The 23070-nt window shown below is 69.2% G+C and carries 20 protein-coding genes; 15 read left to right on the top strand and 5 right to left on the bottom strand.

The window, feature by feature from the left end; genetic code table 11:
- Positions 1–41: 41 nt before the first annotated feature.
- Together G6O54_RS11960 and G6O54_RS11955 are read left to right on the top strand one after the other, a co-directional pair.
- Positions 42–1511: a purple acid phosphatase family protein gene (locus G6O54_RS11960; RefSeq protein WP_165225248.1), complete on the top strand. Its 1470-nt coding sequence runs from the start codon at positions 42–44 to the stop codon at positions 1509–1511.
- 178 nt (positions 1512–1689) lie between these two features.
- The gene (locus G6O54_RS11955; protein WP_165225245.1) at positions 1690–2256 is read left to right on the top strand and encodes a Uma2 family endonuclease; all 567 of its coding nucleotides are present in this window, start codon (positions 1690–1692) and stop codon (positions 2254–2256) included.
- A 49-nt stretch (positions 2257–2305) separates the two neighbouring features.
- Here G6O54_RS11955 and G6O54_RS11950 read toward each other — a convergent pair whose 3' ends face one another.
- Positions 2306–4555, bottom strand: a complete 2250-nt coding sequence (locus G6O54_RS11950) for a YfbK domain-containing protein (RefSeq protein WP_205678748.1) — start codon at positions 4553–4555, stop codon at positions 2306–2308.
- Positions 4556–5005: 450 nt separating this feature from the next.
- Between G6O54_RS11950 and G6O54_RS11945 the strand changes: the two genes are divergently transcribed.
- From G6O54_RS11945 to G6O54_RS11885, 13 genes are all read left to right on the top strand, one after another.
- Positions 5006–5509 carry a chemotaxis protein CheW gene (locus G6O54_RS11945; protein WP_165225242.1) on the top strand — a complete coding sequence of 168 codons (504 nt, stop codon included), beginning with the start codon at positions 5006–5008 and terminating at the stop codon, positions 5507–5509.
- A 93-nt stretch (positions 5510–5602) separates the two neighbouring features.
- Positions 5603–7582: a methyl-accepting chemotaxis protein gene (locus G6O54_RS11940; protein WP_165225239.1), complete on the top strand. Its 1980-nt coding sequence runs from the start codon at positions 5603–5605 to the stop codon at positions 7580–7582.
- 212 nt (positions 7583–7794) lie between these two features.
- Positions 7795–8631: a CheR family methyltransferase gene (locus tag G6O54_RS11935; protein WP_165225236.1), complete on the top strand. Its 837-nt coding sequence runs from the start codon at positions 7795–7797 to the stop codon at positions 8629–8631.
- 21 nt (positions 8632–8652) lie between these two features.
- Complete coding sequence (locus G6O54_RS11930) at positions 8653–11076, top strand: chemotaxis protein CheA (RefSeq protein WP_165225233.1); 2424 nt, start codon at positions 8653–8655, stop codon at positions 11074–11076.
- A gap of 100 nt (positions 11077–11176) precedes the next feature.
- Positions 11177–11833 carry a chemotaxis protein CheC gene (locus tag G6O54_RS11925; protein ID WP_165225230.1) on the top strand — a complete coding sequence of 219 codons (657 nt, stop codon included), beginning with the start codon at positions 11177–11179 and terminating at the stop codon, positions 11831–11833.
- Positions 11833–12363, top strand: coding sequence for a chemotaxis protein CheD (locus G6O54_RS11920; RefSeq protein WP_250846846.1), 531 nt, complete (start codon positions 11833–11835; stop codon positions 12361–12363). The genes G6O54_RS11925 and G6O54_RS11920 overlap by 1 nt, the downstream gene beginning before the upstream one ends.
- A 21-nt stretch (positions 12364–12384) precedes the next feature.
- The gene (locus tag G6O54_RS11915; protein ID WP_250846845.1) at positions 12385–12825 is read left to right on the top strand and encodes a response regulator; all 441 of its coding nucleotides are present in this window, start codon (positions 12385–12387) and stop codon (positions 12823–12825) included.
- 23 nt (positions 12826–12848) lie between these two features.
- On the top strand, positions 12849–13922 hold the full coding sequence (locus G6O54_RS11910) for a protein-glutamate methylesterase/protein-glutamine glutaminase (protein ID WP_205678747.1): 1074 nt from the start codon (positions 12849–12851) through the stop codon (positions 13920–13922).
- A gap of 68 nt (positions 13923–13990) precedes the next feature.
- A complete protein-coding gene (locus tag G6O54_RS11905; protein ID WP_165225227.1) occupies positions 13991–14758 on the top strand; it encodes a DUF1559 family PulG-like putative transporter in 768 nt (255 codons plus the stop codon).
- Between the two features lie 31 nt (positions 14759–14789).
- Positions 14790–15569 (top strand): DUF1559 family PulG-like putative transporter, encoded by a 780-nt coding sequence (locus G6O54_RS11900; protein WP_165225224.1) that lies wholly within the window; start codon positions 14790–14792, stop codon positions 15567–15569.
- A gap of 69 nt (positions 15570–15638) precedes the next feature.
- Positions 15639–15869 (top strand): helix-turn-helix transcriptional regulator, encoded by a 231-nt coding sequence (locus G6O54_RS11895; protein WP_165225447.1) that lies wholly within the window; start codon positions 15639–15641, stop codon positions 15867–15869.
- 51 nt (positions 15870–15920) lie between these two features.
- A complete protein-coding gene (locus G6O54_RS11890) occupies positions 15921–16691 on the top strand; it encodes a DUF1559 family PulG-like putative transporter (RefSeq protein WP_165225221.1) in 771 nt (256 codons plus the stop codon).
- A 347-nt stretch (positions 16692–17038) separates the two neighbouring features.
- The gene (locus G6O54_RS11885; RefSeq protein ID WP_165225217.1) at positions 17039–18202 is read left to right on the top strand and encodes a peptidoglycan-binding domain-containing protein; all 1164 of its coding nucleotides are present in this window, start codon (positions 17039–17041) and stop codon (positions 18200–18202) included.
- A gap of 96 nt (positions 18203–18298) precedes the next feature.
- Here G6O54_RS11885 and G6O54_RS11880 read toward each other — a convergent pair whose 3' ends face one another.
- The 4 genes from G6O54_RS11880 to G6O54_RS11865 are packed head-to-tail and all read right to left on the bottom strand — an operon-like array spanning position 18299 to position 23069.
- Positions 18299–19216, bottom strand: coding sequence for a glycosyltransferase family 2 protein (locus tag G6O54_RS11880; RefSeq protein WP_165225214.1), 918 nt, complete (start codon positions 19214–19216; stop codon positions 18299–18301).
- 43 nt (positions 19217–19259) lie between these two features.
- A complete protein-coding gene (locus G6O54_RS11875; protein ID WP_165225212.1) occupies positions 19260–20480 on the bottom strand; it encodes a glycosyltransferase in 1221 nt (406 codons plus the stop codon).
- A 4-nt stretch (positions 20481–20484) separates the two neighbouring features.
- Entirely contained in the window at positions 20485–21678 is a 1194-nt protein-coding gene (locus G6O54_RS11870; protein WP_165225209.1) for a glycosyltransferase family 4 protein, read from the bottom strand.
- Entirely contained in the window at positions 21675–23069 is a 1395-nt protein-coding gene (locus tag G6O54_RS11865) for a hypothetical protein (RefSeq protein ID WP_205678746.1), read from the bottom strand. The genes G6O54_RS11870 and G6O54_RS11865 overlap by 4 nt, the downstream gene beginning before the upstream one ends.
- Position 23070 lies beyond the last annotated feature (1 nt).

The following is a 23070-nucleotide window of genomic DNA, read 5'->3' as shown; positions in this document are numbered from 1 at the left end:
CGCGCCATCGGGGTGAAATCGCCGCCGCCGAGGACAGCCCGATGACGACTCGATCCGCATTGACCCGGTGGGCCGCCGGCTCGCTCGCCCTCTTCCTCACCGTTGCAGTTGCCTGTGCCCACGACGGGCACGACGACGACCATCGCCACGATCACGATCACGATCACGAACACGACCATGACCACCCGCCGATTCCCGTCCCCGAGCCGGAGGCGCACAGGCCCAGCGCGATCCCGGACCGGATCATCCGGACGTTCGCGGGCGATACGGCCCGGACGATCGCGGTGACCTGGCGGACCGATTCGAGCGTGGCAAAGGCCATCGCCCAGATCGCGCCGGCCGATGCCGCCCCGAACTTCGGGGCCAGCGCGAAGACGATTACCGCGGTGAGCCAGCCCCTGACCACCGACCTCGGGCCGGCTCGGTTCCATTCGGTCGTCTTTTCGGGACTCGGCCCGGCTCAGCTTTATGCCTATCGCGTGGGCGACGGCGCGAACTGGAGCGAGTGGGTCCACGCGCGGACCGCCTTGGACGGGCCCGAGCCGTTCTCGTTCATCTACTTCGGGGACGCCCAGAACGACATCAAGTCGCTCTGGTCGCGGGTGATCCGCGGGGCGTATTCCGATGCCCCGAAGGCCGCGTTCATCGTCCATGCCGGCGACCTCGTGAACCGCGGTAGCCGCGACGCCGAGTGGGGCGAGTGGTTCCAGGGGGGCGGCTGGGTCAACGCGATGGTCCCGAGCCTCCCCACCCCGGGCAACCACGAGTACGAGCGCGTCAAGGCCCCCGCGCCGGCCGCAGCCGCCGCGGATGTGAACGCTCCAGCCGTGAAGCCCGACGAGCATTCCGCCATCACTCGCCACTGGCGGGCCCAGTTCGCCCTGCCGGAGCACGGGCCGCCAGGGCTCGAGGAGACGGTCTACTACGTCGACTACCAGGGGGCGCGGATCGTCTCCTTGAACTCGAACGAGCGCCAGGCCGAGCAGGTCCCCTGGCTCGAGAAGGTGCTGGCCGACAACCCGAATCGCTGGACCATCCTGACGTTCCACCACCCCATCTACTCGGCGGCCGGCGACCGCGACAACCCCAAGCTCCGCGACCTCTGGCAGCCGGTCTTCGACCGCCACAAGGTGGACCTGGTCCTCCAGGGTCACGACCACACGTATGCCCGCAGCGGCCTCCGGGCGTACAACAACGTCCCCACCGGCTTGAGCCGCCGCGACGACGGCGGAGGCACGGTCTACGTCGTCTCCGTCAGCGGCCCCAAGATGTACGACAGCAAGCGCGAGCCGTGGATGATCCGGATGGCCGAGGACACCCAGCTCTACCAGATCATCACGGTTCGCGGCGATGCCTTGATCTACGAGGCCCGCACCGCCGTCGGCGACCTCTACGACGGCTTCGAGCTGCGGAAGAAGTCCGGCGCCCCGAACGAGCTGATCGAGCGAGCCCCGACGACCCCGGAACGCCGACGTCCCGCCAAGCCGGCGGCAGCCGCCGCGGCGCGCTGAGCATCGGCCGCCCGCTCTGACCGATGAACGCCGATGGCTCCTGGAGCAAGGCAGGACTCGATTCGATGCGATAGACTGGAGCGAACGATGGAGCCCCAGCCCGTCGTGCCTGGTTTCGCCCGGTCGCTGTCGTGGAGGGATTCGGATCATGTCCATCGATCAACTCGATGTCCCGCCGATGCTGCCGAAGGGCCTGGTGCCCTACCGTGTGAGCGTGGATCAGTACGCCGCGATGGTGGCACGCGGCATCTTCACGAAGCAGGACCGGCTGGAGCTAATCGAAGGGATGCTGGTGCGGAAGATGACGAAAGGGCGGCGGCATTCTCGGGCGTCGGAAAACTGTCGACGGGCGATCGAGCGGGCCCTGCCCGAAGGCTGGCATCTGGAGGTCGAGAAGCCGGTGCGGCTCCCTTTGCGGAGCAGCATGCCAGAGCCGGACCTGTTCGTCGCTCGGGGCGAGGTGGACGATTACGAGGATCTCGATCCCGGCCCCCCCGATGTCGCCCTGGTCGTCGAAGTCTCGGACACGACCCTGGCCGCCGACCGTGCACTGGCTGCGACCTACTTGAACGGCGGCATCCCGAGCTACTGGATCGTCAATCTCCCGGAGCGGACGCTTGAGGTCTACACCGCCGCCGGCCGTGAGATCCTCGCAGAGGATGCAGACGTAACGCTTTTCGTCGACGACCAACCGATTGCCCGCCTCCGCGTCGCCGACTTCCTGGCGGGCCGGAAGACCGAGTAGAAGGCCCAAAGTAGGCTCCTGTAACAGCCCTCCCCCCGCCCGTCCCAGGTCACCGGCCCAGCGACCTGGCCTTCCCCACCAGTCCGACGAACTCCCGCCGGTAACCCTGGGCATCCGTGCCGGTCGCGGCGGCGGCCAGCTCCAGGACGGCCTCATACGTCAGGCTCCCCTTGTGGGGCGAGTCGCGGAGGAGCATGCCGAAGCCGGCGACGGCCGCGGCGAAGCGGAGGTCGGCACTCGCCTGCGAGATCGAATCAAGTCCGCCGTCGATCAGGCCGGTCCGGATGAGCCGGCTCTCTTCGCCCGCGGGGGGCTTGTACCGGAGCTTGACGACCATGGATTCGTCGCGGGCCTCGCCCGAAGGGCTCCGCTCCTTCTGAAACTCGAGCGGATCGATGGCGGGGACCTTGTCCTCGCGACCCGCGGGGATCAGCTCGTAGAGGGCCGTCACGTGATGGCCCGCGCCGACCTCGCCGGCATCCTTGGTGTCGTCGTTGAAGTCCTCGGCGCGGAGGAGCCGGTTCTCGTAGCCGATCAGGCGGTACGCGCCGACCTTCGCCGGGTTGAACTCGACCTGGATCTTGACGTCCTTGGCGACGGTCACGAGCGTCGAGCCCATCTCCTCGATGAGGACCTTCTTCGCCTCGCGGAGCGAGTCGATGTAGGCGTAGTGGCCGTTCCCCCTGTCGGCGAGCTGCTCGAGCGTCGCGTCCTTGAGGTTGCCCATCCCGAAGCCGAGGACCGTCAGGAAGACGCCGCTCTTCGCCTTCGTCTCGATCAGCCGGACGAGCTCGCCCTGCGAGGCAACACCGACGTTGAAGTCACCGTCGGTGGCCAGGATCACGCGGTTCGTTCCCCCCTTGAGGAAGTTCGCCACCGCCTGCTCGTAGGCGAGCTGGATCCCGGCTCCGCCGTTGGTCGAGCCGCCGGACTCCAGCGAGTCGAGCGCGGCGAGGATCTTCGCCTTGTCGTGGCACGAGGTCGAAGGCAGGACCAGCCCGGACGCTCCGGCGTAGACGACGATGGCCACGCGGTCGTTCTCGCCGAGGTGGTTCACCATCGCTCGCAGCCCGGACTTCAGCAGCGGCAGCTTGTTCGTATCGGTCATCGACCCGGAGACATCAATCAGGAAGACCAGGTTGCTCGCGGGCCGGCCCTCGCGGCCGATCGGCCGGGCGGTCAGGCCGATCCGGGCCAGCCGGTGCCCCTCGGCCCACGGGCAGGGCGACGCCTCCACGTGTACGGCGATCGGCGCATCATCCGTCGGGGGCGGGTCGTCGTAGGCGAAGTAATTGAGCATCTCCTCGATCCGCACCGCATCTTTTGGAGGCGCCGCGTTCTGGTCGAGGAACCGGCGGATGTTGGCGTAGCTGGCCGTGTCCACGTCGACGGAGAACGTCGACCGCGGCTTGTCCCGGACACGGAGGAACGGGTTGTCGGCGATGGGCTCATAGTTCTCGGTGCACGGGACTCCGCCCTTCGCGGCGGCCGCGCGAAGCTCGCGGCGCCGGTATGATGAGGCCGATGCGGGCGGAACGGCCGCGGTCGTCGAGTCGTACCCTCCGTCGTAGGAGTCGGCCGAGATCACTTCCCCGCCGGCACGCGTCAGCAAGGCCGCGACGATACTGGGCTCGTACGTCGACTCGACGAACCGCACGCTCCCGTCCAGGAAGAGCATCTGGGTCCCGCCCTCGTGCGGCCCCTGAAGAGCACCCTGCCCTGGCACCGCCGCGCTCGCCGCGGGCACGTCCTCCGGCTTCGTCCAAGGGACGTCGCGGCGCGTCTCGCCGACGGCCAGGGTGTTGCTCGTGCCGTCGGTGATGCCTGCCATAGTCACCGGATGGAAGTCGGGCGGGAACGCCGTGTCCGCGCCCACCACAACCTGATAGCCCGTCATCCCCGGCCTCGTCTCGGGGTCGCCGGGGCAGGCGAAAACACGGGGCCGATCGTTCATGAGTGCCAGGTTGTGGGGGCTGTCCCACGGCTCGTCGAGCTTGAATTTCGCGTACTGTTCCTTCGCCCCGAGGTACGGCAGGATGGCCACCCGCCAGCTCAGCAGCGGCTTCCCCTGCCGGTCGACGATGGCCGCGGGCGGGTAGCAGCCGAAGGCGTTGTGATACTCTTGTAGAGCCAGACCGATCTGCCTCAGGTTCTCCGTGCACCGATTCCGCCGCAACGAATGGCGGACCGGCTGCATTGCAACCAGGATGAGGGCGAGCAGGCCCAGTCCGAGCCCCCCCAGGGCTAGCAATTCCCATCGGGCCCGCCCCGCGCGCCCCGGCCACCTGTCGCCGCTCACCGGTCGGGCCCGCCCACACCCGGGGCACGTCGCGTCCGGACCCTTTGCCTCGTACGTCCTCCCGCACGCACACGACACGAATCCCGCCATGGGCCGCCTCCCTCCGCGTGGACGCCGCATGCCGCATCGATGAGCCCGCTTGAACGGTCAATGACAATTGTCGTACGAGGGGGCTCTTGATGCAAGAGCGAAGCTTGGCTTCGGCCTTCGCGTCGGGTCGGGGACTCTCCGGATTCGCGCCTCGAACTTGGACCTCGCCTGCCGATCGGTCTATAACCTCAGCAATCGGCGGAGGAGGCGGCGTCTGGGAAGACTCTCCGGAATTGCCCGAAGATCCTGGTCCGTGTGATACAATCTCCTCAGATTGCGTGCCGGGCATATTTTGCCCGGGCGCACGCCAGCGGCGGCGATGGCAGCATTGACGAACGGCTCATCCAGGGCGAAGCACCCATGGCTCCCGGTCCATCTCAGGGCGCGACGATCGCGGGCCTCGGCCGCGGCGATCAGCCGGTGATCCAGCTCGTCGGGTTCCGGCTCGACGAGGAGGATTACGCGATCGCGATCACGAAGATCCAGGAGATCATCCTGATGAAGCCGATCACCCGGCTTCCCCAGGTCCCGGACTTCATCGAGGGTCTGATCAACCTCCGCGGCTCGGTGATCCCGATCGTCAACCTCCGCAAGCGGTTCGGGCTCCCCGCCCGGGAGATCGACGACGAGACGCGGACGATCGTCGTGAATGTCCAGGACAAGACCGTGGGCGTGGTGGTCGACGCGGTCACGCAGGTCATGCGGATCAACCGCGACCAGGTCCAGCCGCCGCCGCTGGGAGTGCTCGCCGTCAGCCATCGGTATCTCGCCGGCCTCGCCAAGCTGGACGACCGGCTCCTGATCATCCTCGACATCGAGAAGCTCTTCGAAGCGGACGAACTCGCCGCGGCGGCGATTGCCTGATCAATCGGCGCAGCCAGTACGATCGATCCACTCCGCACATTCCCACGGCATCGCATCCACGAATCCCACACCACCTCAACGACGAGCGCGGCCATGAGCATCGACCCCTCCTCGCTCCCCCCCGATCCCGCGGACAGGCCGCGGCCGGCAACACCCCGGCGAGCCCGGACCCCGAAGGCTCCGCCGGCGCAACGGTCGCGCCGGGCCATGGCGTCGGCCGAGTCCGTGGCGGAGTCCCCGGCCTCGGCCGCCGGCCGGGCGGAGCAGCAGGAGCTGCACCGGATCAAGCAGATGGTCGAGAACGCGCCCATCAACATGATGTTCGCGGATCTCGACCTGGTGATCCGGTACATGAACCCGGCCGCCTTCCAGACGCTCAAGAAGCTGGAGGCCCACCTGCCGATCAAGGCCGAGCAGATGATCGGCCACACGATCGACGTCTTCCACCGGGCGCCGGAGCACCAGCGGCGGCTCCTGGCCGACCCCCGGAACCTGCCCCGCAAGGCGCTCATCGGCGTGGGGCCGGAGAAGTTCGAGCTGCTGGTCACCGCGATGGTGGACCACGACGGCCGCTACAGCGGGCCGATGATCACCTGGGAGGTCGTCACGGAGCGGCTTGCCGCCAAGGCCCGCGAGGAGGAGCTGGCGGCCAATACCTCGGCGGTCAACCAGCTCCTGATGGCGCTCGGCCGGTCGGGCTCGGCCCGGGACGCGATCGCCGCGGCGCTGGGCACGGTCCGGGAGTCATTCGGCTGGTCGTATGGCTCGTTCTGGGAGGTCAACGCGGACGACCACTCGCTCCATTTCTCGCAGGATTCCGGATCCGTCGGCGAGGAGTTCCGGCGGGTGACCTCCGAGGCGCGGTTCCGCGAGGGCGAGGGGCTCAACGGCCAGGCCTGGCAGTCCCGCGACCTGGTCTTCGTCCCCGACCTCGGCGAGATGAAGGGCTGCTCCCGCGCCCCGGCGGCCCGCCGCAACGGGCTCAAGTCCGGCGTCTGCCTGCCGATCCTGCTGACCGGCCGGGTGGTCGGCACCATGGACTTCTTCACCGAGGACAAGCTCGAGCCCTCGCCGGCCCGCCTGGACGCGCTGCGGAACGTCGGCCGGCTGGTCGGCTCGGCGATGGAGCGGCTGGACCAGCAGGCGCGGATCGACCGGTCGAAGAAGGAGCTGGAGACGAAGGTCGCCCAGTTGATGCGGGTGGCCCGCGCCGCCGCCGAGGGGGACCTGACCGTCGCGGTGGACGTCCGCGGCGAGGACGACATGGGGCACCTGGGGGGGGCCCTCGCGGAGATGATCCGCGACCTGAAGAAGATCATCGAGCAGATCATGGAGTCGGCCAGCCAGTTCGCCGAGGGCTCCCGCGTGGTGGCCGAGAGCGCCAGCTACCTCAGCGAGTCGGCCCAGAACCAGGCGGCGACCGTGGAGGAGATGTCGGCCTCGATCCAGCAGCTCTCGCACGCCATCGTCGAGATCAACAAGAACGCCGACTCGGCGACCTCGCTGGCCGAGAAGACGACCCACCTGGCCAAGCAGGGGGGCGACTCGGTGGAGCAGGCCGTCGAGGCCATGGTCCTGATCAAGAAGTCGAGCGAGCAGGTCAGCGACATCATCCAGGTCATCAGCGAGATCGCCAGCCAGACCAACCTGCTGGCCCTGAACGCGGCCATCGAGGCCGCCCGCGCCGGCGAGCACGGGCTCGGCTTCGCCGTGGTCGCCGACGAGGTCCGCAAGCTGGCCGAGCGCTCGAGCGCCGCGGCCAAGGAGATCACCGCCCTGATCAAGGAATCGACCCGCCGGGTCGCCGACGGCGCCCAGCTCTCAGAGAAGGCCGGCGAGTCGCTGGCGCGGATCGTCGAGGGCGTCCGCGAGACCGCGGCCAGCATCGCCAAGATCGCCCAGGCCACCCGCGAGCAGACCGAGGCCTCCACCGAGGTCAACAAGGCGATCCAGAACGTCTCCAGCATCACCGAGACGAACGCCTCCAGCTCCGAGCAGCTCTCCGCCAGCGCGGAGGAGCTCGGCGCCCAGGCCGCCTCGCTCAAGCAGGTGATCTCCGGGTTCAAGGTCTGATCCGCGGCGGGGGAGTGCGGAGTGCGGGGTGGGAAGGGCGGAGTGGGTGGGGGTGGGCCGATGAGTCGAGGCTTCGGAGGAGATCTCTGCACCGTACGTGAGGCGGCCCCTCCGGTCCCCCCACCACGCCGTGGGGGAGGGTCAGGGAGGGGGGGCGACCGTCCTGGTCGAGCCGGACAGCCTCGGAGCACGCCGGCCCGGGGACGTCAACGATGAGCGCCCACGAGCTGTCCGACGACGAATACAAGCGCTTCTGCTCGTTGATCTACCGGTCCGCCGGCATCCGGATCGCGGACAACAAGCGGGTGCTGATCGCCAACCGCGTCCGGCGGCGGCTCCGCGCCACGGGGATCGACACCTTCGCCGCGTACTACACGTTCATCACGACGCCGGCCGGCGCGGCCGAGATGCCGCTCTTCCTGGACGCCATCACCACCAACGAGACGTACTTCTACCGCGACCCGCAGCATTACGCCTGGCTCGTCGACGAGTTCCTGCCGGGCCTCGCCGAGCGCTCGCGGCACCACAAGCACCCGCGGAACGTCCGGGTCTGGTCGGCCGCGTGCAGCACCGGCGAGGAGCCCTACTCGATCGGCCTGAAGGTCCTGGCCGCCCGGGCCCTCCTGCCGGGCTGGAAGACCCACATCCTCGGCACCGACCTGAGCGGCGCCGCGCTCGCCGCCGCGAGGGCCGGCGTCTACGACGATCGGGCCGTCCACCTCGTCCCGGAGGCCGAGAAGAAGCGATACTTCGACGAGGACGCCGCCGCCCGCCCCCGCCGGTGGACCGCCCGGGACGAGCTCCGCGAGCTCGTCACCTGGAAGCCCCACAACCTGATGCTCCCGCTCCGCGAGGATCCCTTCGACTGCATCTTCATCAAGAACGTGCTCATCTACTTCGATGCGGAATCGAAGAAGGCCGTGGTGCGGAACGTGCTGGCCCTGATGGCGAAGAACGGGTATCTCGTCGTCGGCCCCACCGAGGGGATCTACACCATGCTCGACTCCTTGACCAAGGTCAAACCCTGGCTCTACCAGAAGCAGTCCTGACTGCGAGGAAAGGAACCTGCGATGTCGGGGTTCAACCCTGCCGAGCTGCTCCCCTTCTACCTGGACGAGACCGACGAGCACATCGCCGCGCTCAACGACGCGCTGCTCCGCCTGGAGCAGGAACCCGCCGACGCGAAGGCCCTGGCCGAGGCCTTCCGGATGTTCCACAGCATCAAGGGCTCCTCGGTCGTCATGGGGTTCGACTCGGTCAAGGAGCTGACCCACCACCTGGAGAGCCTCTTCGACCAGTTCCGGAGCAAGAAGCGGGACCTGGACCGGCCGGTCCTCGACCTGACCTTCCGCTGCCTGGACGAGCTCCGCGACTATCACCGCGAGCTCCGCGCCGAGGGCGCCGGCAAGGCCGACCTCGCGATGCTCGTCCCGCTCGTCATCGCCGCGCTCGACCCGACGCACGCCCCGGCCCCGGTGCCGGCACCACCGAAGGCCGAGGAGCCCGCGAAGGCGCCGGAGCCTGCTCCCGCGCCGACGGTCAGCCTGGTCGACGACTCGGAACGCGTGGCCGTGACGGTCGCCTTCGAGCCGAACCTGCCGCTGGCCGACATGAAGGCCCGGCTGGTCCTGAATCGCCTGGCGACCCGCGGGACCATCACCGGAACGAGGCCCCCGGCGGAGCAGCTCGAGGTGGCCGAGTCGCTGACCGAGTTCACCGTCTGGCTGGCCACGAACTGCGGCCCGGATGAGCTGCGGTCCCTGGCGGACGTGGACGGCGTGGCGCGGATACGAATCGACGCAGGGGCCGCCCTGCCCTCTGTGATGAGCTTGCCCGCGGCCGAGGCGGTCGCCCCCTCTCCCCAACCCTCCCCCACGGTGGGGGGAGGGGGTGAAGAGGCGGCCTCGGCAACAGGTTCAGTCGTGCCCGCGGCCGAGGCGGTCGCCCCCTCTCCCCAACCCTCCCCCACGGTGGGGGGAGGGAGTGAAGGCGCGGCGTCGGCTCCTGGCATGTCCCCCGCCGCCCCGGCGCCCAAGAAGAAGGTCGCGGAGACGATCCGGGTGGAGAGCGACCGGCTGGACTACCTGATGAACCTGGCCGGCGAGCTGGTCATCAACAAGGCGCGGTTCGTGGATATTGCGCGCGGGCTCGACGAGCTCTTCCGCGGGTCGAACGCCCAGGCGCTGGCGGCCGACACGGAGGACCGGCTGGAGAGCCTCACGCGCGGGCTCGACGGCCTGGGCTCGGCGGGGGCCGGCGACGGCGCGCTCGACCGCTGGGCGGGGCACGTCCGCCGGCTCCGGGACAACGTCAAGGAGATCCACGGCGAGCTCGACAGGCTCCGCCAGGGCCGCGAGACGCTCAAGGCGCTCACGGAGGCCATCCACAGCCTGGGCCGGGTGACCGACGGCCTGCAGAAGGGGGTGCTCGACACGCGGATGGTGCCGATCGGCCCGCTCTTCGAGCGGTTCCGCCGGGTGATCCGCGACCTCAGCCACTCGTCGGGCAAGGAGGTGCTGCTGGTCATCGGCGGCGAGAAGACCGAGCTGGACAAGCGGATGATCGACGAGCTGAGCGACCCGCTCATCCACATGGTCCGGAACTCGGTGGACCACGGCCTGGAGCCGCCGGAGGCCCGCGAGGCCGCCGGCAAGCCGCGGGCCGGCACGGTGACGCTCCAGGCGACGCACCGCGGCAACAGCGTCGTGATCACGGTCAGCGACGACGGCCGCGGCATCGACTGCGAGCGGATCCGCAAGAAGATCGTGGCCCGAGGGCTCGTCACGCAGGCCGAGGCCGCGGGGCTCACCGACCGCGAGCTGATCGCCTACATCTGGCACCCGGGGCTGAGCACGGCGGAGACCGTGACGGATGTCTCCGGCCGCGGCGTCGGCATGGACATCGTCAAGAACCGGATCGAGAACCTCAGCGGCACCGTGGACGTCCGCTCGACGCCCGGCCACGGGACGGTCTTCACGATCCGCCTGCCGCTCACGCTGGCCATCATGTCCAGCCTGCTCGTGCAGGTCTTCGACGAGGTGTACGCCCTGCCGCTGGACCACATCGACGAGATCGTCGAGGTCAAGCCGTCGCGAGTCTTCCGCGTCCAGGGCCGGCCGACGATCGAGGTCCGCAAGCGGATCATCGCGATCGTCTCCCTCAAGGACCTCTTCCGCTGGGCCGGCCGTTCGCATCCGTCGGAGCGGCGCGAGGCGCCGGACGGGGGCGGCGGGAATGGCGCGCCGGCGGAGTCCCTCCGGGTCGTCGTCGTCCAGAACGGGGAGACGACCATCGGCCTGGTCGTCGACCGGCTCATCGGCATGCAGGAGGTCGTCCTGAAATCCCTGGAGAAGAACTTCCGATCCGTGCCGGGCCTCTCCGGTGCCAGCATCCTGGGGGACGGCCGCGTCTCGCTGATCCTCGACGTCGACGCCGTCATCACCATGGCGGCGAGCCGGGCCGTCGGGCGTGAGGCGGCGCGAGCCCTCGCCTAGCGAAGTTCCGCACGCCGGTTCCCTTTTCGGCCCGTTTCGGGTATCCCGGATGGCCAGTCGTCCGACCGCGATCGATCGATCCACCCTGACGAGTCACCTCATGCCTCCCGTCCTGACCGAATCCCAGTGCCGGCACCTGCGGATGATCTTCGAGCGCGGGGCCGCGGCGGCGTCGCAGGCGCTCTCGAAGTGGCTCGGGGAGGAGGTCAGCCTGTCGATCAGCGAGGTGGAGCAGGTCGACCTGGCGGAGGCCGCGGGGGTGCTCGGGCCGGCCGAGGCGCTGGTGGCGGCGTGCGCGATGGTGCTCTCCGGGCCGCTCGGCGGGCAGATGCTCCTGGTCTTCGAGGACCGCGCCGGGCTCGCGCTGGCGGACCTGCTGCTCCGCCAGCCCCCGGGCACGACCACGACCTGGGGGGAGATCGAGCGGTCGGCCGCGATGGAGACGACCAACATCGTCGGGTGCGCGTATCTCAACGCCCTGGCCGCCCACCTGCCCGGCGGCCTGGCGAAGGGCGAGGGGGGCGACGCGGACGAGCTCGTCCCCTCGCCGCCGACGTTCCTCCACGAGTTCGCCGGCAGCCTGCTGGAGTTCGCCCTCATGGACCAGGCGCTGGAGCTCGATCGCGTGCTCCTGGTCCACTCGGCGTTCTCGGCCGGCCGACGCGACCTGTCGCTCGACTGGACCTTGCTGTTCATCCCCGATCACGCCTCGCTCCGGGCCCTCGCCGGCGCGATCGGCGAGCTGGAATCCCACTGATGGCCCCGACCTCGTCCACGCCCGGCCCATCCGCGACTCCGCCCCCGCCGGAGGTCCTCTCGGTGGCCATCGGCCGCTGGGCGGTCGCGGCCGCGCCGACGCGGATCAAGACCCTGCTCGGGTCGTGCGTGGGGGTCGTCCTGTACGACCGCGTGGCGCGGGTGGGGGGCCTGGCGCACATCGTCCTGCCGGACTCGCGCGGGGCCACCGACCAGCCCGGCAAGTTCGCCGACACGGCGATCCCCGGCATGGTCGCGGACATGGAGAAGCTCCTCCGCGTGAGGACCGTCGGGCGGCTCGTCGCCAAGGTCCTCGGCGGCGCCAGCATGTTCGCGACCAGCCCCCAGGCGAGCCAGGCGCTGAACATCGGCAGGATGAACGCGGAGGCCGTCGAGCGGATCCTCGGCGAGCTCCGGATCCCGATCGTGGCCCGCGACACGGGGGGCGGCTCCGGCCGGCACTTGACGCTCGACACGGCATCGGGCATCGTCGCTATCAGGATCCCGGGAGGATCCGATCATGAGATCTGAACGACTCGAGGGACGTCCGTCATGAGCATGAGCGAGGGCGCGAATGCAGGCGCGGCCGCGGCCCCGAAGCGGCTCCTCGTGGTGGACGACGCCCTGTTCATGCGCCGCCTGATCCGCGACGTCGCCGCCGAGGCGGGCTGGGCCGTCGCCGGCGAGGCCGCCAACGGCGAGGAGGCCGTGGCGCTCTACGCGCAACTGAGGCCGGACCTGGTCACCATGGACCTGGTCATGCCCGTCATGGGGGGCCTCGAGGCCCTCCGCCGGATCCGCGCGGGGGACCCGGAGGCAAGAGTGATCGTGGTGACGGCGCTCGATCAGAAACAATCGCTCATGGATTCGATCCGCGACGGCGCGATCGACTTCATCGTCAAGCCGTTCGACCGGGATCGGGTCGTCCGGCTGCTGAGGAAGCTCGGCGACGAGTCCAACACCGGGACATTGCCCGGGGCGGGTGGGGCGTGACGCAGGCGGGCCCGGGAGGCAAGGTGCGGGTGCTCATCGTGGACGACTCGGCGCTGATGCGCCGGCTCCTCTCCGACCTGCTCGGGGCCTCGCCGGAGGTGGAGGTCGTGGGCATGGCGCGGGACGGCCGCGACGCCGTCATCCAGGCGTCTCGGCTCAAGCCCGACGTGATCACGCTCGACGTGGAGATGCCGGAGGTCTCCGGCCTCGAGGCGCTGCCGATCCTGCTGGCGGCCCACGAGGCCCCGGTGGTGATGGTCAGCGCGCTGACGCAGGCCGGGGCCGACGTCACGCTCCAGGCGCTGGAGCTCGGTGCCGTGGACTTCATGCCCAAGCCGGAGAAGAACCAGCTCGCGGAGATGCGGGCCCATGCCGACCTGCTGATCTCCAAGGTCCTGACGGCCGCCCAGAGCCGCGTCCGCCGCCAGCGGAGGACCGGCGTCGTCCCGGCCGCGCCCGGGACCGCGTCGGCCCCCGCGACGACGTCCACATCGGCCCGGCCCGCCACGCCGCGCCCCGCGCCGGCCGCCCCGGGGACGGTCGCCTGCATCGCGATCGGCATCTCCACGGGGGGCCCGCAGGCGCTCAGCCAGGTCCTCCCGCTGCTGGCGCCGCCGATGCCGCCGATCCTGATCGTCCAGCACATGCCCGGCCAGTTCACGAAGGTCTTCGCCGACCGCCTGGGCCGGTCGTGCGCCCTGAGCGTGAAGGAGGCGGCGGAGGGGGACGTCCTCCAGCCCAACCATGCCTACGTCGCCCCCGGCGGCCGGCACCTGAGCGTCGCCGGCCCCGCCGCGCGGCCCCGCGTGGCGATCACCGACGACGATCCCGTCAGCGGCCACCGGCCTTCGGTGGACGTCTTGTTTCGCTCGGTCGCGAGGCACTTCCAGGCCCGGGCGCTCGGCGTCATCATGACCGGCATGGGCCGCGACGGCGTGGAAGGCTGCAAGGCCATCCTCGCCGCCGGGGGTTCCACCCTCGGCCAGGACGAGGCCACCTCGGTCGTCTACGGCATGAACAAGGCGGCCTACCTGGAAGGCGCGGTGAAGGCCCAGTTCGCCCTGGAAGACCTCGCCGGAATCCTCAAGGATCTGTAGGGTGCGTCGAGCGAAGCGCGGACGCACCGGACCGCCGAGTCATGTGGAATGCGTCGGGAGCCCCGCCCATGTCCCGCACCGTCGACCACGACCCCGAGTTCGCCGGCACCGTCCCGAAGCCGGCCGGCGGGGCACGCTTCGGCTGTCTGAAGGGCCTGGGCTGCCTGGGCCTCATCCTGCTCCTCGCCGCCCTGCTGCTGCCGGCAACCCGCAGCGCCCGGGGCGCCGCCGAACGCGCCCAGTGTGTCTGCAACCTCAAGCAGATCGCGCTGGCGCTCCACAACTATTCGGAAGCCCACGGGGCCTTCCCCCCCGCCTGCACGTTCGACGCCGATGGCCGGCGGCTGCATAGCTGGCGGACCTTGATCCTGCCGTTCCTCGAGCTGGAACCGCTCTACCGGACCATCGACCTCTCGAAACCCTGGAACGACCCCGTCAACCGCAAGGCCGCGGAGAACATCCCAAGCACATACCGCTGCCCCTCCTCGAAGGCGCCGAGGAGCACGACGACCTACCTGGCCAGCGCGGGGCCGTCGGCTTTCCTGGACCGGAGGAAGCCGCGGCGTTTGGAGGAGATCACCGACGGGCTGATGACCACGCTCGCCGTGATCGAGGTCGATGAGGGGCACGCCGTCCCCTGGATGGCACCCATCGATGCGGATGAAACCACGATCCTGGGCCTGACGCCCGATTCGACGCTCGTCCATCCCGTGGGCATGAACGCGGCGTTCGGGGACGGCTTTGTCCGGTTCATCAAGGCCACCGTCTCGCGGCAGGCACTGCGGGGGCTGATCTCGATCGCCGGCAAGGACGACCCGTCAAGCGACGCGTACTGACGGCTTCCAGAACTGTCGAGGAGCCCGACCGATGCCTGCGTCCTTCGAAATCGACCCTTACTTCCGCCTGATCCGGAAGCCAGGGCCGGGCCGCGGGTGTCTCCTCTGGGTGGGGAATCTCTGGATCACGGCAATCCTCGGCCTCCTGCTCGCGGTCATCCTGCCGATCTTCAACGCCGCTCGTCCGGGACCTCATGGCCGACTCATCTGCGACCACAACCTCCGGATGATCGCGCTGGCCCTCACCCAGTATCGGGCCATCCACGGCGCCCTCCCTCCAGCCTGCACGCTCGACGCGAACGGCCGGCGGCTGCATGGCTGGCGGACCCTGATCCTGCCCTACCTCGATGAGAAAGGGCGATACGACCAGATCGACCTGTCGAAGCCCTGGGATGACCCGGTGAACCTCCGGTGGTCCGAGCCCACGCCCTTCGCCTATCGCTGCCCGATGGCGCCCGATCGGCCCGGCATGACGACCTACCTCGCCACCACCGCCCCCGACGGCTGCCTGATTCCAGGCAAGCCCCGCCGCCCCGCCGAGATCACCGATCGGCCCGGCGAGACGGTGATGGTCCTCGAGGCGGGCAAGGAGAACGCCGTCCCCTGGATGGCCCCTGTTGACGCCGACCTCCCCCTGGTCCTGGGACTTTCCCCGGCGTCGAAGCTGCATCACGAGATATCCATCGGCATGTGCTTCATGGACGGTAGCCTTCACTACTTCAGGCCGACACTCCCCGCGGATGTTCGTCGCGCCCTCTACACGATCTCCGGCGGCGAAACCGTCTCGAAGGACCGAGACGATTTGTGGTAGATGTCTTGATGTGTAGGGTGTGTCAAGCGGAGCGTAGACGCAGAGGATGCGGCCGCTGTCGCGGAGGAGATCGCGAACGCCGAGGTAGGGCGGCAGATTCATGACCTGCGGACGAAGGCCGGCCTGACTCAGGCTGGCCTGGCCAAACTCGTGGGCACGACGGCCTCCGTCATCAGCCGCCTCGAAGACGCCGATTACGACGGACATTCCCTGTCGATGCTCCGCCGCATCGCCAGGGCCCTGGATCGTCGGGTCGAGGTCCGTTTCCTCCCCCTTGAAGTCTATCTGCGACATTTGTAAAACAAGGGGATTGGCGGATCCGATCAGAGGGAGCATTGGGGAGCCCCGCCCATGTCCCGCACCGTCGACCACGATCCCGAGTTCGCCGGCGCCGTCCCGAAGCCGGCCGGCGGGGCACGCTTCGGCTGCATTGAGGGGTTGGTCTGCCTGGGCCTCATCCTGCTCCTCGCCGCCCTGCTGCTGCCGGCAACCCGCAGCGCCCGGGGCGCCGCGCGCCGCGCCCAGTGCGTCACCAACCTCAAGCAGATCGCGCTGGCGCTCCGGAATTACGCGGACGCCGAGGGAGCCTTCCCCCCCGCCTGCACGTTCGACGCCGACGGCCGGCGGCTCCATAGCTGGCGGACCCTGATCTGGCCGTATCTCAATGATCACGATGCTTTCTATGCGACCGTCGACCTGTCCAAACCCTGGGACGACCCCGTCAACCGCAAGGCCGCGGAGAACATGCCCAGCACGTACCGCTGCCCCTCCTCGAAGGCGCCGAGGAACACGACGGCCTACCTGGCCAGCGCGGGGCCGTCCGCATTCCTGGACCCGGAGAAGCCCCGTCGGCTGGCGGAGATCACCGACGGAACCGATGCCACGCTCGCAGTGATCGAGGCCGATGAGGGGCACGCCGTCCCCTGGATGGCACCCATCGACGCCGATGAAACGACGATCCTGAGCATCACGCCCGATTCGACGCTCGTCCATCCCGTGGGCGTGAACGCGGCGTTCGGGGACGGCTCGGTCAAGTTCCTCAAGGCCACCGTCTCGCGGCAGGCGCTGCGGGGGCTGATCTCGATCGCCGGCAAGGACGACCCGTCGAGCGACGCCTACTGAGGGCCTCAGGATCCGGCGAGGAGACCGGCCCATGTTCTGGAGGAGACGTGATGGCTCCGTAACATGGCGAGATCGGCGCCATGCCTGAAGCCTATCGTCGGATGATCTCTACAGGGTCATCGAGCGAACGGGCCATTTCTCGATCGATCCTTTTCGGGTTTTGCTGACGGAGCAGGATTTTACAAGTGAAGAGACCGGTAGACGATGAAGGCTGAACTCTGGGCCCCCGCAACTCGCATAGGGCGCCGTCCCGACACGGTTGCTGCCGGAGGCGCCCAAGGTGGGACTGCCTGCGGGAAGAACCATCGGCCAGGACCGATGACAGCGGCTTCCTGAAAGGAGAGGGCATGGCACTCAAATCGGATCTCCTTCGTGGTAACGCGCGGCTCGAACAGGCATCCCAGGGGCCGCCGTCGATCAAGCCTCAGCCGGCGATCGAGGACCCCGACGCGATCACGAGGATTCAGTACGCGCTGAAGCAACTCGGCTATCTGCCGAAGACCCTGGGCACCACGGACGATTTCGGCGACAAGATCGGGATCTTCGGCCCGGTGACCACCGCCGCCGTGAAGGCCTTTCAGATGGCCGCCTTCCCCGGCGTCCCATCCGAATGGGACGGCAAGGTTGGTAAGGGGACCCTGGCCAAACTCGACGCCCGGTTGTCGGACCCCGGGCCGCAGCCCGGTCCTACCGGCGACTCGATCGAGCAGACCATGGATGGGGTGCCTGCGATCTACCCCTACGACGTCGTGGATCCGACCACGGTCTCATCCGATCCCCGTCGGCAGGGGGGCCTCCGGTCGACCACCATCAACAGGCCCTTCATCCTGCTCGTCTTCAAGATCACCCGCGGGGGGAAGCGGTACTGGATCCAGGCGGTCGCCCCGCCAGATCTCCGCCAGTTTGACTCCGCGCACGTCTTCTTCCATCCCAACCCCGGATTCGCCGGCCTGGACGATCGCGACTACGACGAGAACCAGGGCCGATGGAATACCGTCTTCCGCTATGGACCCTGGATGGGTAGCCAGTCGGTCGCGGCGGGACGCAAGCAGGTGCTCTTCGTGCCGATCATGAGCAATGCACAGTACATGAACCTCGGTTTCCTCGGCGACGATCCGATCGCACGCCTCAATGAACTGCTGCTCGAGGTCCAGAAGTGGGTCAATCCCTACGATCCCAACACGCCGCAACTGGCGAATCTCGGCGCCTCGAGCTTCAGCTTCGGCATCAGTCCACTGGCCATGTTCCTGGGCAAGGTGGGCGGTTCCGGGCTGCTCCGCGAGGTCTTCGACTTCGACAGCCTCTTCTCGAACAGCCCTTATCGACTCATGGCGGGAGCAGGCAATGCTAATTTCAAGAAATATGCACAGAATTGGATTGCCGGCATGATGATGGGACGCTCGTTCATCCTGCCGGTCAACTGCTGGGGCACCTACACGCCGCCGCTGAAGACTCCCGGCGACGTCCACGCCCACATGCCCGACCTGCTCTACCACGCGCTCTCGTCCTGATCGCGCGATTCCGAGGGGATCGCACCGGTCAATCGGGAAGGGCCCCTCGCCGGTTCGACCGCCCGGTCGAGACGCGTGCGATGAGGGGCGTCGGCCCTATCCCCCGAGCTTCCGCTCGTACACGTTCGCCCAGCAGAGGAAGTCGTAGAAGGCCAGCAGCGTGCAGAACACCAGGCCGGGGCGGCCGTCGAGGAAGCCGAGGCGGAGGAAGTACGAGTAGACGAACCGCACGGCGGGTCGCGCGGGGAGGCGGAGGTAGATCTTCTTGAGGATCCGCTTGAACCGCTTGCCGGCGCCGATGCCCTCGGGGATGGGCTCGTCGCGGAACCGCTCGTACATGGCGGCCTCCCAGACGGCGTAGCGGTTGTGCTTCTCGACCCAGGCGGCGATCGTCGGATAGGCGTGGTGATCGAGCTGGTGCTCCAGCCGGAGGACCCGGCCGGCGAGCTCGACGTGCTCGTGGGCCTCGTTGTCGCCGGCGCGGCCGCCGGTGTCGTCGACCATCCGCTCGTACCGGCCCAGCTCGTGGCGGAAGAGGCGGAGGTTCCAGCATTCCGAGTAGCCGCAGTGGCGGATCCGCCGGCCCAGGAAGAAGTACTGCGAGTTCAGGTAATAGCCCTCGGCCTCCCCCGTCTCGATCCGCCGCGTGATCTCCGCGGCGAGGTCGGGCGTGACCACCTCGTCGGCGTCCACGATCAGGACCCACGCGTTGCGGAACGGCAGGTTGTCGAGCGCCCAGTTCTTCTTCTTGGGGTAGGAGCCGTTGAAGTGGAACTGCACGACGGTCGCGCCGTGCTCCGCCGCCACGGCCGCCGTCTCGTCGCGGCTCTGGCTGTCGACCACGAAGACCTCGTCCGCCCAGTCGAGCGCGGGGAGGCAGAGGCGCAGGTTGGCCGCCTCGTTCTTCACCGGCACGATCACGCTGACCGGGGCCCGGCCGACGCGGGGGCGAGGCGGGGCGAAGGGCGTCGCGCGGCCACGGATCTCGGGCTCGGCGTCAAGGGCGGCGGGCATGGCTCGGCTCCGATTCGGGAAGGATCGTATGAGGATGAATCAATCACAGGATGACGCAATCCGGCCGGTCGCCGTCGCCTGCCAGCCAGCGGTAGACGCTCGCGAGCTTGAGGCCCTGGCGGTCCCAGGTGTAGTCGCGCTCGACCAGGCGGCGGCCGGCGTCGCCCATCCGCCGGCGATCCTCGGGAGACATCTCCAGGATGGTCCGCAATCCGGTCGTGATCTCCTCCGCAATCGGCTCCGCGACGACGGCGCCACCGGCCGCGTCCAGCTCCGGGAAGTGGCAGGCGGTGGTGATCAGGCACGGCAGCCGGCAGGCCAGGGCCTCCAGGATCGCCATGCTGAAGCCCTCGCTGTAGCTGGGCAGCGTGAAGGCGTCGGCCGCGGCCCAGACTCGCCGGGCGGCCTCGCCCTCGACGTGGCCGACCCGGGTGACCCGGCGGCCGAGGCCGGCCGAGCGTACGGCCTCGTCGAACGGCGCCCAGCCCCCCTGGTCGCGGCCGGCGATCAGGATATGGAGATCGGGGAACTCCGGCGCGAGGGTCCGCAGCGCCTGGGCCAGCAGGTCCAGCCCCTTCTTGACGTGGAGCCGCGCGTAGAAGAGGAGCACGAACTTGCCGGCGAGTTCGGGATGCTCGGCCTCGAGCTCGGCCCGGGCGGGGAGCCCGTCGAAGAACGAGAGATCGACGCCGTTGGGGACGAAGCCGATCGGCGCCCACGGCGCGAGCCGCCGGAGGTGGCCGATCTCCGGGCGGGAGAGGGCGTGCAGGCAGGACGCGCGGCGGAGGTTCCGGGCCTCGACCAGGGCCAGATAGAGGCTCTTCTTCCAGCGTTTGTGCCGCAGTGCCCAGGGCTCCGCCATGCCGTGCGCGGTGATGACGTAGGGGACCTTGCAGGCCCGTGCCTCGCGGGCGCCCCGGCGGGTGTGGCCCTGCCAGAGGCCGTGCATGTGGACGACCCCGGCGGACCGCACCGCGGCCTCGAGGTCGGCATCGGGCCCCAGCAGGGTGAGCCCCCGCTCGAGCGACCGGCCACCCAGCCGTGAGGGGGTGGGCGTGACGATCGTCACGTCGTCGCCGGCGCGACAGAGGGCGGAGGCCATGCCCAGGATGCTCGGCACCATGCCGCCGTCGCGGGCCGGGTCCAGGCCGTTGCAGAGGTGCAGCCAGCCGGGAGAGCCGGCGGGCCGGGGCGGCGGCCCCTGAGTCCGCGGCTGGTGGCGGGGCCGGGTCAGGACCTCGGCGAGCGTCGGTGTCGTGCTCATAAAATCATCTCACTTCCTGAAGGGCGGAGTGGGCGTGTCGTCGGCCGCGGGGCCCGGCGAGCCCGACGGCCTCGAGCGTGCCGCGGGCGAATCGGTCAGGCCCCCAGTCGCCGACGATCTCGGCGGCGCGGCGGCCCATCGCGAGCCGCTCGTCGTCCGGGAGCGAGGCGAGCCAGGCGAGCTTGTGGGCGATGGCTTCCACGTCGAGGGGATCGAAGCGGGCGCCCGTGGTGCCGTCGGGCTCGGGGACGAGCGTCGCGCCCGCGCCGGCCCGGTCGGAGACGAGCAGCGGCAACCCGGAGGCGGCGGCCTCGTTGACGACCAGGCCCCACGGCTCGCAGAGGCTGGCCAGGACGAAGCCGGAGGCGCCGGCGTACCAGCGGGTCAGGCCGTCGGCCTGGAGGAATCCCGGCCGATGGATGGCATGGCCGTAGCCGGATGCCTCGATGGCATGGCCCACGGCGGCGGCGTGCGGGCCGTCGCCGCAGAGGACCAGGTCCCAGGCCGCGTCGCGCGGGGCCGCCTCGCGATAGCGGGCGAAGGCGTCCACCAGCCGGACCAGGTTCTTCTCCGGGGCGAACCGGCAGACCGAGAGGAAATAGGGCGCCTCGGGCAGCCCGTCGCGGGCGTCGGGCCGGTCGCGCCAGTCGTCGGCCCGTCGCGCGTAGAAGTCGTTGTCCACCGCGTTGTACCCCATGGCGATCCGGCCCGCGGGCATCCCCAGCGAGGCGAGGTAGTCGCGGTGCGGCTCGCCGCCGACGAGCGCGGCGTCGAAGAGGCGGACGCGTCGGCGTTTGATCATCTCTTTCCACCAGACGCGGGGGTGGTCCACCGCCTGGCTCTCCGACATCAGGATGGCGGTCGCGCGGTTGCGGCGGGCCCAGCGGGCCGCGGCCATGGACTCCGGCCGGGAGTAGCCGACGATCCCCAGCGCATCCGGCTCGTCGCGGTCGAGCGCCCGGAGCAGGGCCCGGGCGCAGTCGCCGGGCGGGATCGACTCGAGCTCGCGATCGGGGAAGAGCGTGACCCGCTCGAACGGCTCGTCGCCGCGGCGGGCCTGCCACGGGTAGAGCCGCTCCGAGCCGGCGACCTCGTAGGCGATCAGGCAGCCCCCCTGCCCCTTCAGGCGGAGCCCGAGCGCCCGCAGTCGCGCCAGGTGATAGGGGCCGAAGTTGGTGAAGCAGACGGCGAGGATCATCGCGCGTAACCTCCGAGGTCGAACCCCATCGCCGGAACGGGAATCGCCGACGTCGCGGGAGCCCGAGCCTGCGATCCCGCGATCCGGTTCACCAGCCATAGCAGGATGACGACGGGCATCGTGGTGAAGCCCCAACTGTAGTAGAACCAGACCATGGGGTCGTCGTTGACCACCATGAACCAGGCAACGTAATAGGTACTCGCCCACCAGAACTGCGCCCAGGGGATCGCCTCGTGGCGACGGAAGTACTCGTACGCAGTGCGCTGGAGGATCGCCAGCACGGCCAGGACGATGAGGGTGCCGACAACCCCGCCGTTGAGCTGCGTCGCGCCCAGGATGCCGATCGCCGGGCTGGTGAATTCCTCCTCACGCGTGATCTCCGAGCCGGCCACCCAGGCTGCCCGCCAGGCGTCGCGACCGAAGAGCGGCTTGTCGGCCCAGACTATCCGCGGGATGAACGTGGAGAAGGTCCGCAGGTAATTGGCGCCGAAATCGTAACCCGACTTCTCCGGGACCGTGCTCTTCATCAGGATGAAGCCGCCGTATTCGGTGCTCTCCTGGGTGACGTATTCCAGCGGGTCGTCGCCCTCCCCGATATTCAGGTTCTCCATGATCATCGACAGGTCGAGTTCGGTGGCGAACTGGAGGAAGCCGCCGACGGAACTTTCGTACTTCCGGTTCTGCCGCCAGCCGATGGCCAGGGTCACCACCAGCACCGCGGCCACGCCCGTTCCGAAGAGAACCCCCCAGGAGGGCCGCTTCCCCCTGGAGACGTAGAAGGCGCAGACCGTGGAGAGGACGCCGACGATCCCCGGGGATCGCTTGCCGTTGAACATCCAGACCGCCGTGTACAGCGCCGAGGTGAACAATCCGGCGGCTAGGTACGCCGGCCGGGGCTTCTCACCCGAGCGGCCGGTGACGATGAGCATGAGGGCGGCCACCATGAGCAGGAACCCGAACGAGCGGAAGAGGAGCTCCTCGGGGCTCAACTCGTCGGCGCCCTGGAGTCCGTTGCGGCTGAGGACTCCTGTGCAATAGAGCCCCCAAATGGCCATCGGTGGAGTGAGAGCAAGGACGGTTCCGGTCGACCACGTCTGCGGCGGGGTCCGCAGCACCGCGGCCACCTTCCGCGCCCCGCAGACGTGATACACGCCCAGGAACCAGAGCATGGCCCAGAGTGCCTGCATGTTGGCGGAGGTCACAAGCTCCGTGCCTCGCGAGACCACCGCCCAGTCGTGGTACGAGATCGCCTGCACGACGTAGACCTGCATGTAGCCGACGAGGAACAGCCAAACCGGCTCGAACGGGTCGAACGTCCGCCTCGCGACCCGCAGCAGGAAATATGCCGCCACGAGGCCGGCAATCGCATAAATGGGAATCAGCTCGTCCATG

The organism is Aquisphaera insulae (assembly GCF_011064615.1).
Classification (GTDB): Bacteria; Planctomycetota; Planctomycetia; order Isosphaerales; family Isosphaeraceae; genus Aquisphaera; species Aquisphaera insulae.
The sequence above is the reverse complement of the archived record's forward strand: the minus strand, read 5'-3'. Positions and strand labels throughout refer to the sequence as shown.